Annotated in this window: 9 protein-coding genes; all 9 read left to right on the top strand. The window is 49.3% G+C overall.

Features of this window, described 5'->3' with window-relative positions:
• The first annotated feature begins 201 nt into the window (after positions 1-201).
• A complete protein-coding gene (gene araA, locus OCV96_RS06385; RefSeq protein WP_022311773.1) occupies positions 202-1,698 on the top strand; it encodes an L-arabinose isomerase in 1,497 nt (498 codons plus the stop codon).
• A gap of 127 nt (positions 1,699-1,825) precedes the next feature.
• On the top strand, positions 1,826-3,430 hold the full coding sequence (locus OCV96_RS06380) for a response regulator (protein ID WP_227732961.1): 1,605 nt from the start codon (positions 1,826-1,828) through the stop codon (positions 3,428-3,430).
• Positions 3,431-3,457: 27 nt separating this feature from the next.
• Positions 3,458-4,897 carry a sensor histidine kinase gene (locus OCV96_RS06375; protein ID WP_022312242.1) on the top strand — a complete coding sequence of 480 codons (1,440 nt, stop codon included), beginning with the start codon at positions 3,458-3,460 and terminating at the stop codon, positions 4,895-4,897.
• 176 nt (positions 4,898-5,073) lie between these two features.
• Positions 5,074-6,132 (top strand): ABC transporter substrate-binding protein, encoded by a 1,059-nt coding sequence (locus OCV96_RS06370; RefSeq protein ID WP_227732962.1) that lies wholly within the window; start codon positions 5,074-5,076, stop codon positions 6,130-6,132.
• Between the two features lie 256 nt (positions 6,133-6,388).
• The gene (locus tag OCV96_RS06365) at positions 6,389-7,888 is read left to right on the top strand and encodes a sugar ABC transporter ATP-binding protein (protein ID WP_262593891.1); all 1,500 of its coding nucleotides are present in this window, start codon (positions 6,389-6,391) and stop codon (positions 7,886-7,888) included.
• Complete coding sequence (locus OCV96_RS06360) at positions 7,881-8,981, top strand: ABC transporter permease (protein ID WP_262593873.1); 1,101 nt, start codon at positions 7,881-7,883, stop codon at positions 8,979-8,981. The genes OCV96_RS06365 and OCV96_RS06360 overlap by 8 nt, the downstream gene beginning before the upstream one ends.
• 1 nt (position 8,982) lies before the next feature.
• Positions 8,983-10,008 (top strand): ABC transporter permease, encoded by a 1,026-nt coding sequence (locus tag OCV96_RS06355; protein ID WP_022312246.1) that lies wholly within the window; start codon positions 8,983-8,985, stop codon positions 10,006-10,008.
• 104 nt (positions 10,009-10,112) lie between these two features.
• Positions 10,113-11,810 carry a methyl-accepting chemotaxis protein gene (locus OCV96_RS06350; RefSeq protein WP_118537419.1) on the top strand — a complete coding sequence of 566 codons (1,698 nt, stop codon included), beginning with the start codon at positions 10,113-10,115 and terminating at the stop codon, positions 11,808-11,810.
• An 89-nt stretch (positions 11,811-11,899) separates the two neighbouring features.
• Positions 11,900-12,727, top strand: an 828-nt coding sequence (locus OCV96_RS06345) for an ABC transporter substrate-binding protein (protein WP_425609806.1), incomplete at its 3' end; no start/stop codon positions are given.

Here is a 12,727-nt window from a genome sequence, read left to right as displayed (position 1 = left end):
AGCCCACATGAGCTTGCTCATAGGTGGGTGAAAGACCTTAGGACCCGCCCCGATATGAGCATAAAAGTGGGATGATAATCCCACGATATGCGAATATTGGGTAGGATTGAGGGAGTGCGTAGCACGGAACAATCCGTAGGCATCAAAGTCGGGGGCTTTTGACCCCGACATCATTGTATTCAACTACAGGAGGTATTACTTATGTTACAGACAAAAAAATATCAATTCTGGTTTTGTACGGGATCACAGGACTTGTATGGGGACGAGTGCCTGGCAAAGGTAGCGGAGCACTCTCACAAGATCGTGGATGCCCTGAACGCTTCCGGTGTGTTACCTTATGAGGTGGTATGGAAGCCGACCCTGATCACTAATGAACTGATCCGCCGTACTTTTAATGAAGCAAATCTGGATGACACTTGTGCCGGTGTTATCACCTGGATGCATACTTTCTCTCCGGCAAAATCCTGGATCCTGGGATTACAGGAGTATCGTAAGCCCCTGCTGCATTTCCATACTCAGTTCAATGAGGAACTGCCCTATGACACCATCGACATGGATTTCATGAATGAGAACCAGTCTGCCCACGGTGACAGAGAGTACGGTCATATCGTGACCCGCATGCGCATGGAGCGTAAGGTTGTGGTAGGTCACTGGTCTGATCCTGTGGTACAGGGCAAGATCGCATCCTGGATGCGTACTGCAGTCGGCGTGGTGGAGAGCAGCCATATCCGTGTCATGCGTGTGGCTGACAACATGCGCAATGTAGCGGTAACCGAAGGTGATAAGGTAGAAGCACAGATCAAGTTTGGCTGGGAAGTAGACGCTTACCCTGTAAACGAGATCGCAGAGAGTGTAAATGCCGTATCTGCATCCGATGTCAATGCACTGGTAGACGAGTACTACGAGAAATATAATATTTTATTAGAGGGAAGAGACCCCGAAGAGTTTAAAAAACATGTGGCTGTACAGGCACAGATCGAACTGGGATTTGAACGTTTCCTGGAAGAGAAGAATTATCAGGCCATCGTTACCCACTTCGGAGATCTGGGTGCGTTGAAGCAACTGCCCGGACTGGCCATTCAGAGACTGATGGAGAAGGGCTACGGCTTCGGCGCAGAAGGTGACTGGAAGGTAGCCGCCATGGTACGTCTGATGAAGATCATGACCGCAGGCAAAAAGGATGCCAAGGGTACTTCCATGCTGGAGGATTACACCTACAATCTGATCAAGGGTAAGGAAGGTATTCTGGAAGCCCATATGCTGGAGATCTGCCCCACCATTGCGGACGGTCCCATCAGCATCAAGTGCCAGCCCCTGTCCATGGGAGACAGAGAAGATCCTGCAAGACTGGTATTTACTTCCAAGGAAGGTCATGGTATCGCTACTTCCCTGATCGACATGGGCAATCGTTTCCGTCTGATCATCAACGATGTGAACTGCAAGAAAGTGGAGAAACCCATGCCGAAGCTTCCTACCGCTACCAACTTCTGGACTCCCGAACCGGATCTGTATACCGGCGCGGAAGCATGGATCCTGGCAGGAGGTGCACATCATACCGCATTTACCTACGATCTGACCGCAGAGCAGATGGGTGACTGGGCAGCCATGATGGGCATCGAGGCTGTATACATCGACAAGGATACGAAGATCCGCGATCTGAAGAGAGACCTGATGCTGGGAGAAGTATTCTACCGCTAAAATATGCTACCCGAAAAATCTGTTTTCGTGTATAATAGAAAATAGTATTGCAGAGAACGAAATAAAAATCTGCAGGCAGAATCTGCGGGTAGAAGTTACCTGCAGATAGAAGAAGGGTATCGTAGAAATGTTAAAAGTGTTTTTGGTGGAGGATGAATTTGTCATCCGTGAAGGAATCAAAAATAATATCGACTGGAAGGCTCATGGCTATGAGTTCTGTGGGGAGGCCGGCGACGGAGAGCTGGCCTATCCCATGATCCAGAAATTGCGTCCGGATATCGTGATCACCGATATCCGGATGCCGTTTATGGACGGCCTGGAACTGAGCCGTCTGATCCGCAAGGAGCTTCCGGACACAGAAATCATTATTCTGTCCGGTTACCAGGAATTTGAATATGCCAAGGAAGCTATCAAGCTGGGAGTGGCCCAGTATCTGTCCAAACCCATCAATGGTGAGGAACTGCTGGCGGAATTGGATGAATTGTCGGCGAAGATCGAGGAGAAGCACAGAGCCATTCAGATCAGAGAGCGGTATTTGCAGGAGATGGAGGAAAACAATCTCAGAGAGCGGAAAAAACTGTTCCAGGAACTGGTCACCGGAGAAAGCACCGTGGCAGAACTGTTGGAATCGGCAGAGATTCTGGGGATCGATCTGTCGGCACCCTGGTACAATATTATTCTGTTCAAGACCCAGTCTCTGCGTCATGCGCAGGATGAGTATTCCGGCAGCCTGATCCGGATTGAACAGGAACTGCGGGGACTGGAAGACGGCAGGACGGTGATCACCTTTGATCGTAATCTGGAAGGAAAAGCATTCTTATTAAAAGCCGATTCCGAGGAACAGCTATTGCTGCTGCAACAGGAATACATAGAAAAGATCAAGGACATTATGGAAGGCTATGAACATGTGCGGTATTTCGGTGGTATCGGCAAGCCGGTGAACCGTCTGCGGGAGCTTCCGACATCTTTTGAACAGGCCAGTCATGCTTTTGCCCACAGATATCTGGTGCAGGACAGCCGGATCCTGGACAGCGGACATATGACGGAGGAAGCGCAGAAGGAAGATAATTTTGACATCAAGGAAGTCAATCCAAAGCAGATCGACCGCACAAGAATCCAGGAATTCTTAAAACAGGGTGACCGGGAGGAAGTGGTCTACTTCGTGGAAGAATTTTTCCGGGATCTCAGCAACAAGGCACTGCAGTCCAATATTTTCAGGCAGTATATTACCATGGATGTCTATTTCTGTGTGGCAGATTTTCTGGAAAGCCTGCAGACGGATACGCAGGAACTGGAAACACCCAATCAGGACGAGAAGACCCTGCAGGACAGCGATAGTGCGATCCATTACATTACCAGAATTCTGCAGAAAGCACTGGCAGTCAGAGATAAGGCTGCCAGCAGCCGGTATGATGATGTGGTGGAACAGGTGATGAAATACATTGATGAGAATTATGCAGACGAGGAACTTTCCCTGAATCTGCTGGCATCCCACGTGAATTTCTCACCGAACCATCTGAGCATGATCTTCAGCCAGCAGACCGGACAGAGCTTTATCAAATATCTGACAGACTATCGTATGAACAAGGCAAAGGAACTCTTGCGCTGCACCGGCAAGCGCAGCAGCCTGATCAGCCAGGAGGTGGGCTACAAGGATCCACACTATTTCTCCTATCTGTTCAAGAAGACCCAGGGAATGACCCCTACCCAGTACCGGGGCGGCACCAATTAGCCGTGGCCATGGATAAGGGGGATTCCTATGAGAAAAAAGATAAAAGAATTGTATGAACATTCGACACTGGTGGCAAAGATAAGATATTCCTATCTTTGCCTTCTGGTGCCTTTTGTATTGTTCCTGATCTTTTGCTTCTATAATTTATGGAACAATAACCGCAGATACGAGGATATGATCAATTCCTCCGTCATGGCCAGTCAGTTCAGCCTGGATTTCCAGAAGGATTTCGATTATGAGACTTATCTGCTGATCGTAGGGAACAAGACGCTGGAAGAGTCCAGTCTGCATGATATGCTGGTGGAGGCAGATGACATCGTGGCCGGTCTGGAAGAACTGACGGAATCTCAGGAGAACCTGAAACGACTGACCAGTGTCAAAAAATATCTGAACAATCTGGAGACCTATATCGGCAGGATCGAGGACAATATCCGGGAAGGCAACCGCTACGAGGACAACATGGAAATCTGGGAAAATGATGTGCAGATTGTGACGTCTCTGGTGGGTGATACCATGTCCCAGTACATCTATTACGAGATCCGGGGGATTCAGGAGAGCAGGCAGCAATATCAGGATTTCTTCGTGAATATGATCCGTTTCTCCATCATTGCCTTTACACTGATCCTGGTTCTGTTTTTATTCTTATCCTATTATATACCGTTAAGTATCACGAGCCCCATAAGACGCCTTACCCAGGTGACGGATCAGGTGGCAAAAGGTGACCTGACGGTGCGCTCCGACGTGACGGGGGGCGTGGAGGCCCAGGTGCTCAGCGATTCACTGAATACCATGATCGACAAGATCAACGAACTGTTAGAGCAGGTGAAGACGGAGCAGATCCGGTTGCGCAAGGCGGAATTTGAACTGCTGCAGTCCCAGATCAATCCGCACTTTTTATATAATACGCTGGATGCCATTGTATGGCTGGCGGAGGCGGGAGAACAGAAAAAGGTCGTGAGCATGGTAGGCAGCCTGTCGGACTTTTTCCGGATCTCATTGAATCAGGGACAGGATATTCTGGATGTAAAAGAAGAACTGCAGCACGTCCGCAGCTACCTGGAGATCCAGCAGATGCGTTATCAGGACATCCTTCAATATGAGATCTGTGTTCCGGAAGAATTAAACCATTGCCAGATTCCCAAGATCACGCTGCAGCCTCTGGTGGAAAATGCACTGTACCACGGAATCAAGAACAAACGTGGCAAGGGCATGATACGGATCGAAGGAGAACTGGACGGAGAGGATTGCATTCTGTTGATCACGGACAACGGCAAGGGGATGACGCCGGAGCGGCTGGAGCAGGTGAGGAAAGGCATCCGCAACCGGAAGGTCCGGGAGACCGATATCTACGGCCTGTACAATGTGAACGAACGTATCCGTCTGAATTTCGGTGAAAACTATGGTATCACCATTACCAGTACCTACGGGGAGGGCACCTGCGTCACGGTCCGGCTTCCGCAGTATTAAAAAAATGAACCACTATCGTAAAAAAATCAACTTTTTACGCCGGTGGTTTTTTTTACCATAAAAATTTCAACTTTTCCGTGAGGTATCTTCATGGTTTTTTCCCCGGATCCGCTTTACAATAAGATCATCAAAGAAATAGTTCTTTGGGTAACAAAAACAAATTGGGAGGTTACACAATGAAGAAGAAAATTTTAGCAGCAGTAATGGCAGCAACCATGGTATTCAGCCTTGTAGCATGCGGCTCCTCTGATGCAGGCAGCAACGCAGCAACCGGAAGTGCAAACGCAGCAACCGGAAGTGCAAACGCAGCAACCGAAAGTGCAAGCGCAGGAACGACCAGCTCCAGCTCCTCCGGAGATATGATCAAAGTCGGCATCATCAACAATGACCCCAACGAGTCCGGTTACCGTACCGCAAACGATAAGGATATGAAGAATACCTTTACCGAGGCTAACGGCTACGAAGCATCTTTCGCATACAGCTTAAAGAACGATGAGCAGATCACTGCAGCACAGAAGTTCATTCAGGATGGCGTTGACTATCTGCTTCTGTCCGCAGCAGATACCGCAGGTTGGGATTCCGTATTGAAGGATGCACAGGATGCAGGTATCAGAGTTATCCTCTTCGACCGTACCATTGATGCAGATGAGAGCCTGTATGAGGCATCCATCGTATCCGATATGGCAAAGGAAGGCCAGACCGCAGTTGACTGGTTAAAGAGCCAGAACTTAAGTGAATACAACATTATCCACTTACAGGGTGTTATGGGTTCCGCAGCACAGCAGGGACGTACCGGTGCTCTGGATGACGCAGCAGCAAACGACGGATTCAATCTGGTAACACAGCAGACCGCTGAGTGGAACGCAGAGAAAGCACAGCAGATCGTACAGTCTGTAATCGACGCAGGTACTCCTTTCAACGTAATCTACGCTGAGAACGATGATATGGCTAAGGGTGCTGTAGCAGCTCTGGATAAGGCTAATATCTCCCACGGTGTTGGTAAAGACGTTATCGTTATGGGCTTTGACTGCAACAAGTGGGCTCTGGAAGAACTGAAGGCAGGCAACTGGAACTACGATGGACAGTGCAATCCTTTCCAGGCTTCCTATATCGATGACATCATCAAGAAGCTGGAGAACGGCGAGACCATCTCCGAGAAGACCATCATCATGGATGAGAAAGGCTTCGATGCAACCACCATTACTCAGGAAGATGTAGACAACTACGGTATCTAATCTGACGTAAACGACCAGAAGCGCGGCGCATGCTAGCTCCGCGCTTCTTTTATCAAAAGAGTAACTATTCAGAACCCCATTCGCAAAAGGCTCTTTCAGAGCCCACTTTATTGCGAATGTGGTTACTTCGCCCTATAAATATCATAAAATATTCTTACGAATGCCAGCATTCGAAGAACATTTCATGATATTTACATGGCTCTGAATAGTTACAGATTAAGGGGTGAAACTTTTGGACAATAACACAGTATTGGAAATGAAAAATATTCACAAAAGCTTTCCCGGTGTACGTGCTCTGAGAGGTGTGGACTTCCATCTGAACAAAGGTGAGATCCATGCGCTGATGGGAGAGAACGGTGCCGGAAAGTCAACCCTGATCAAGGTACTGACAGGTGTCTACAGCAAAGATGAAGGTCAGATCTTCATCGACGGCAATGACAAAGCCGTATCCATTCACTCTCCGCAGGAGGCACAGAAGCTGGGCATCAGTACGGTATATCAGGAGATTACACTCTGTCCGAATCTGTCCGTGGCGGAGAACATGTACATAGGACGTTCCAATAAGATCTATCAGAACTGGAAAAAAATGAATGAGGACGCAGACAAGATCTTACAGAATCTGGATATCCCCGCGAAAGCGTCCCAGCAGCTGGCAAGCTGTTCCATCGCCGTACAGCAGATGGTAGCCATTGCCAGAGCTGTAGATATGGATTGTAAAGTACTGATCCTGGATGAGCCGACCTCCTCTCTGGATGAGCAGGAAGTGACAAAGCTCTTCGGTCTGATGCGCGATCTGAAGGCCAGAGGCGTGGGTATCATCTTCGTAACCCATTTCCTGGATCAGGTATATGAAGTGTGTGACAAGATCACTGTTATGCGTGACGGCAGTCTGGTAGGTGAATATGCCATCAAGGATCTGCCCAGAGTACAACTGGTATCCAAAATGTTGGGTAAGGAACTGGATGACCTGTCCGATATCAAAGGCGAGCAGCCCACGGAACAGAAGACGGAGAACGGAGCCCCCTTATTTGAGACCAAAGATCTGTGCAGCGATGCCGGAATCAAGCCCTTTGACTTCTATATTAAGAAGGGCGAGGTCAATGGATTTACGGGACTGCTGGGATCTGGCCGAAGCGAGTGCGTCCGCGCTATTTTCGGTGCTGACCGTGTCATCGGCGGTACGGTGAAAAAGAACGGCAAGCAGGTCAAGATCAATAAGCCTCTGGATGCTATGCGTTGTGGAATCGGCTATCTGCCGGAGGATCGTAAGCGTGACGGTATCGTAGGTGACTTGTCCGTAAGAGAGAATATTATCCTGGCATTACAGGTACTTCGTGGATTCTTCCACCCTATTTCCAAGGCGGAAGCTAATAAATTTGCAGACGAATACATCAAACTGCTGGATATCAAGACGGCATCGGCCGAGACACCCATCAAGTCGCTGTCCGGCGGTAATCAGCAGAAGGTAATCTTAGCCAGATGGCTTCTGACCCATCCGGAATATCTGATTCTGGATGAGCCCACCAGAGGTATCGATGTCGGTACCAAGGTGGATATCCAGAAGCTGGTACTGAAGCTGGCAAGTGAAGGCATGAGCGTGACCTTCATCTCTTCCGAGACCGACGAGATGCTCCGTACCTGCTCCCGACTGGTAGTCATGAGAGACCGCAAGGTGGTAGGAGAATTGTCCGGAGAAGATCTGACCCAGACCAAGATTATGAGTACGATTGCCGGAGGTGAAAGTAAGCATGAGTAATGAAAAGAAAGTAGAAAAAGGTAATAAAAATTTCCTGAGCGGATTGTTCCGGCAGCAGATTTTCATTCCCATTGCAGCCCTGATAATCCTGGCAGTATTCAATCTGATCGTAGACCCCAGTTTCTTCAAGATCACACTGGGATATAACAGCGCAGGAGATCCGGTATTGTCCGGTTACCTGATGACGATCCTGGACTACGGTTCCGAACTGGCTATTTTAGCCATTGGCATGACACTGGTCACTGCAGCTTCCGGCGGACAGGATATCAGCGTGGGCGCTGCCATTGCCATCGCAGGCAGCGTGATCTTAAGAGTCCTGTGTGGTACCAATTCCAGACCCGATACCCTGCAGGCCCCCATTATCGTAGCATTCCTGGTGGCATGTGTGGCAGCGATGCTGTTCGGCGCCTTTAACGGTGTGCTGGTAGCATATTTCAAGATCCAGCCCATGGTAGCGACCCTGATCCTCTATACGGCAGGCCGTTCCATTGCCGCATGGATCAACAACAACGAACTTCCTATCGTAAGTGATCCTACCTTCAGTTATTTCGGCGGATTTATCCCCGGGATCCCCATTCCCACACCGTTCTTCATTGCAGCGGCCTGTGTACTGGTGATCTTCCTGGTGCTGAAGTTCACGACACTGGGACTTTACACCCAGTCCGTAGGTATTAATGAGAATTCTTCCAAACTGAACGGCCTGAATCCCACATTTATCAAGTTCCTGACCTTCGTGATCCTGGGACTGTGCGTGGCAGTGGCAGCACTGATCAAAGTAAGCCGTCTGTCCTCCATCAACTACTCCGTTATTGCAAAGGATATCGAGATGGATGCCATCCTGGCAGTAGCTCTGGGAGGTAACTCTTTAAGCGGTGGTAAGTTCAACATGGCAGCTTCCATTCTGGGTGCTTATGTCATCCAGTTCCTGACCACCACCTTGTACAAATTCGACGTACAGTCCGATGCACTTCCTGCTTACAAGGCGGTAGTGGTTATCCTGTTGGTAGTCTTAAGTACTCCCAAGGTAAGAGAATGGCTGTCCGCTTTCGGCAAGAAGCTGAAGCAGGGCAAGGCTGTAAAGGAGGTTGGCTGATATGGGTAAGAAGTTAAAAAATATGACAGATACCAATCTGCTGCTGACCATCACGATCGTAGTATTCTTCGTAATGTATATCGGAGCCATCGTGTTCCAGGGAAAAGGCTTCTTAAAACCTCAGACATTTTTCAACATTCTGAACGCTAACGCAGCACTGATCATTCTGTCCTGCGGCATGAGTTTAGTCATGATCACCGGTGGAATCGATATTTCCGTCGGCGGTGTGGTGGCACTGGTCAGCATGAGCTGCGCCGTATATCTGGACTTCGGCGGCGGTAATGTATTTGTATCCATGTTACTGGCAGTAGCCATTGGCCTTGCTTTCGGTATCGTACAGGGCTTCCTGGTAGCATACCTGGATATCCAGCCCTTTATCGTGACCCTGGCGGGTATGTTCTTCGCCAGAGGTATGACAACGATCGTAAATACCAAACCTTTCAACGTAGCCAACGAAAGTTTCACTGCTTTGAAGGAAACCCGTGTGATCGTTCCAGGAATGGGCTCCGTGAACAAACTGGGCAATTACGTCAATGCTTATGTGGAGATCGGTGTGATTGTGGCGCTTTTAGTAGTCATTCTGATGTTTATCATGCTTCGCTGGACCAAGATGGGCCGCAGCTTCTATGCGGTAGGCGGTAACAATCAGAGCGCGCTGATGTTAGGTATCAATGTGAAGAGAACCAAGTTCATGTCCCATCTGCTCTGCGGACTGTTGGCAGGTATCGGCGGTTATGTGTACTTCCTGCATGTAGGAAGCGGATCTGCTTCTCATGCCAGCGGCATGGAGATGAACGCCATTGCATCCTCCATCATCGGCGGTACGATGCTGACTGGTGGTGTCGGCAATATCATCGGAACTTTCTTCGGTGTATTGTCCCTGAGCACCATCCAGAATATCGTATCCAGTGCAGGTCTGGATCAGGCATGGTGGACCGGTATCACCATTGCAGCTATGCTGTGTCTGTTCCTGGTAGTACAGAGTGTGGTCATCGCAAGAAAAAAGAAAATGCTGCAGAACAAATAAAAGCAGCTGAAAATAGGGAGGAGCGGAAAGAGCGTGGCTGGTGTGCAGTCACACTCTTTTTCCGCTAGTAAAAGGAATCCACCGAATATCAGGGGGTAGAAGTTATGAAAAAAACGAAGGTAAAAAAGCAGAAAACTCTGAAAAAGCAGGGATGCAGCCTGTTCCTGTTGTTGATGCTGCTGGCACTGGCACCGGTAGTTTTGGCAACAGTAATCCTCAGTACCACATCTTTACGTCTGACCAGAACGAATCTGGAAGGCAGTGTGCAGACCACACTGCATGTAACTGCGGATAATCTGGCAAAATACTGTAAGGAAAATGAGATCACGGCAATGAATGCCAGCGGTTATTATGAGTACCTGGACAGCCTGAAGGAAGAAGGCCTGGAGATGGCCATTCTTGCAGACGGCATTCCGGCTACCACATCCATTAAAAATGAAAATGACTATCGTATCCGTGAAATCCCCATGGATCAGGATCTTGGGACGGAGGGATATTATGATAAAAATGTAGTGATTGAGGGAAATACTTATTATGGTTATTATATCCCGATTATGAATAACGGACAGATCACTGCAGTGGCTTTTGCGGCGGAACGGAAAAATGAGATCACCGATGCCCTGTGGGAGATCGAGGTTGTATTCATGGTCTGCGCAGTGGGCATGGTGATCCTGTTTGGTGTTATCTGCTTTTTCCTGAGCAGAGCACTGTCGGGCAAGATGAAAGAGACCGGCAGCAGGGTGGATGCCCTGGCGGAAGGTGATCTGAGTGCCAGAAAAGAATCCGACAGTATTGTCCGGGAGATCCGTAATCTGTTACAGAATACCTCACAGATGCAGCGGAATCTGGCACAGGTCATCGGCGGTGTACAGGAGGTATCCGGAGAACTTCTAAACAGTGTACGGCAGGTGGCAGAGGGAAGCGATGCCACCACAGAACAGGCTGGACAGATCAGTCAGGCGATGGAGCAGCTGTCTTCCGCAGCGGAGGAAATGGCGGAAAATGTGCAGAATATCAGTGACCGTATGGATGAGATCGGAGAGGCGGTCAATGACATCAGTGTCAGTGCCGGACAGCTGCAGAAGGATTCGGAAGAAATACAGGACAACAGCAAAAAGGCGGGGGAAGGCATGGAAAAGATCATGACCGGCAGCAATCGTTCTGTGGAATCCGTGAATACCATTACAGCGAAGATTCATGAGACCAACGATTATATCGAAAAGATCGATGAGGCGGTAGCTCTGATCTTCTCCATTTCCGGACAGACCAATCTGTTAAGTCTGAATGCCTCCATCGAGGCCGCCAGAGCCGGAGAGGCGGGCAGAGGCTTTGCCGTGGTGGCGGAAGAGATCCGCAAACTGTCGGAGCAGAGCGCTGCCGGTGCCGAGCAGATCAAAAATCTGGCCCAGGGCATTATGGAGAAATCCGGTGAGACTGTGGAACAGGCGGATGTGGTAAAGAATATCATCCGGGAGGAACAGGATCACATTATTGCAACCAGAGAGCAGTATCAGCAGTTAGAGCAAAGTATCAGACATTCTGCGGAAGAGATCCGCAAGATCGCCGGAGAGACCGGACGTCTGTCACAGCAGAAAGAGGATATTCTGGGCAATATCGGCAGCCTCAGTGCTATCAGTGAGGAAAATGCTGCCAACAACCAGCAGGTGAATGCAAACATTGAGGAAATCCTGACACAGATACAGACAGTGGGCGCAAACTGTGATAAAATGAAACAGATCTCCGGGGAACTGGAGAGCTCTGTGGCGTATTTTCATACAGAGAAAGAACCTGCCGGAAAATGAGAGAATGACAGAGCGATTTCCGGGCGGGAAGTATGACAGAACAGGATGACATTACAGATATGAAGAAATGCAGAACAGGAAGACGATGGATGGCGGGTCTGCTGCTGGGGCTGGGAATCCTGCTTGCAGGATGCGGCGACAGACAAAGCACTGCGGAGGATATTGCAACACCAGAGGATACACAGACAGACCGTATTGTGGTGGGATTTTCCCAGGTGGGAGCGGAATCCGACTGGCGCAGTGCCAACACGGAGTCCATGAAAAGTACCTTTACAAAAGAGGCCGGGTACGACCTGATCTTCGAGGATGGTCAGCAGAAGCAGGCCAACCAGATCCGGGCCATCCGAACCTTTATCCAGCAGGAGGTGGACTACATCGTGCTGGCACCGGTGACGGAGACCGGATGGGACACGGTGCTCAGGGAAGCAAAGGATGCCGGGATCCCGGTGGTCATCGTGGACCGTAAGGTGGATGTGGAGGATGACAGTCTGTTCACCTGCTTCGTGGGTTCGGACTTTGAACTGGAAGGCCTGAAAATGTCGGAGTGGCTGAATTCCTTTTCCATCAGCAAGGGAATTGCACCGGAGGATCTTCATATTGTAAATATTCAGGGAAATATCGGAGCTTCCGCCCAGATCGGACGTACCAGAGGATTGGAGCAGGGCGCGGCAAAATACGGTTGGGATCTGTTAGACCAGGTATCGGGAGAATTTACCCAGGCCAAGGGGAAGGAAGTCATGGAAGCTTTCCTGAAAAAATACGACAATATCAATGTGGTCTATTGCGAAAACGACAATGAGGCCTTTGGCGCCATGGAAGCGATCCGGGCGGCGGGAAAAAGGGTTGGCAGCAATCTGGCGGCAGGAGATATTATGATATTGTCTTTTGATGGTGTCAGCACAGAATCCATGGACTGC

Source organism: Waltera acetigignens (assembly GCF_025567015.1).
GTDB classification, from domain to species: Bacteria; Bacillota; Clostridia; order Lachnospirales; family Lachnospiraceae; genus Acetatifactor; species Acetatifactor acetigignens.
The sequence above is the reverse complement of the archived record's forward strand: the minus strand, read 5'-3'. Positions and strand labels throughout refer to the sequence as shown.